Source organism: Protofrankia sp. CiT1 (assembly GCF_917627335.1).
GTDB lineage: Bacteria > Actinomycetota > Actinomycetes > Frankiales > Frankiaceae > Protofrankia.
The window spans coordinates 1-1,387 of sequence record NZ_CAKJTP010000056.1 but is presented as its reverse complement, the minus strand read 5'-3'; the positions used below and the strand labels follow the sequence as shown (position 1 = coordinate 1,387).

Annotated in this window: 1 protein-coding gene; it reads left to right on the top strand. The window is 75.4% G+C overall.

Going from position 1 to position 1,387, the window contains the following annotated elements; all coding sequences use genetic code 11:
* The coding region (locus MJ785_RS11385) for a type I polyketide synthase (protein WP_239380729.1) at window positions 1–1,387 on the top strand (1,387 nt) is incomplete at both ends.

The window sequence follows — 1,387 nt, the reverse complement described above, 5'->3', positions numbered from 1 at the left end:
ACCGGCGGCCCCGAGCCGGTCGCGATCGTCGGGATCGGCTGCCGGGTCCCGGGCGCCGCCGGCCCGGAGGCGTACTGGCGGCTGCTGACCGGCGGCGTCGACGCGGTCGGCCACGTCCCGCCCGCCCGCTGGGACGCGGCCGCGCTGTACCATCCGGACCCGGCCACCGCCGGCAAGATGAACACCCGCTGGGGGGGTTTCCTCGACGACGTCGAGGGCTTCGACGCCGAGTTCTTCGGCATCGCCGCGCGCGAGGCGTCGCGGATGGACCCCCAGCAGCGGATCGCGCTGGAGGTGGCCTGGGAGGCCCTCGAAGACGCCGGGGTCGCACCGAGCGGGCTGGCCGGGTCGAGCACCGGTGTCTACCTGGGTGCCTCCACGTTCGACCACGGTATCGCCATGTTCAGCACCCTCGACGGCGCCGAGCCCTACGACGGGACCGGCGGCGTGCTGAGCATCGTGGCCAACCGCCTCTCGTACTGCCTGAACCTGCGCGGGCCGAGCCTGGTTGTCGACACCGCCTGCTCGTCGTCGCTGGTCGCGGTCTACCTGGCCTGCCAGGCGCTGCGGGCCGGCGAGACCAAGCTGGCGCTGGCCGGTGGGGTCAACGTCATCACCAGTCCGCGGATCGCCCTGAGCTTCAGCCGCGGCGGGCTGATGGCGGCCGACGGCCGGTGCAAGCCGTTCGACCACCGGGCCGACGGCTACGTCCGCGCCGAGGGCGCCGGGGTCGTGGTGCTCAAGACGCTGTCACAGGCGGTCGCCGACGGTGACCGCGTCTACGCGGTGATCCGGGCCGGCGCGCTCAACTCCGACGGCCGTACCAACGGGCTGACCGCGCCCAGCCGGCCAGCCCAAGAGGCGCTGCTGCGCTCGGCCTACACCGCGGCCGGGGTGGACGCGGCGGCGGTCGACTACGTCGAGGCGCACGGCACTGGCACCGCGGTCGGCGACCGGATCGAGCTCGGGGCGCTGGTGGAGGTGCTGCTGGCGGGCCGGCCCGACGGCCGCCCGCTGGTCGTCGGTTCGGCCAAGTCCAACCTTGGCCACCTGGAGGCGGCGGCCGGCATCGCCGGTCTGATCAAGGTAGCGCTGGCCCTGCACCACGGTGAGATCCCGCCGACCGTCCACTTCGAGCGGCCCAGCCCGCTGTCCGGGCTGGACGGCCTGGCCGTGCGGGTCGCGGCCGGCAACGGGCAGCGCTGGCCGGACCGGCCTGGCGGCCGGCCAGCCCGGCTGGCCGGGGTCAGCTCCTTCGGCTTCGGCGGGACCAACTCCCACCTGGTGCTGTCGGGCGCGCCGGCCACGCCACAGCCGCAGCCGGCCGAACCGTCCGGCGACGGCGAGCCGGTGCTGCTGCCGCTGTCGGCCCGGAGCGGACCGGCGC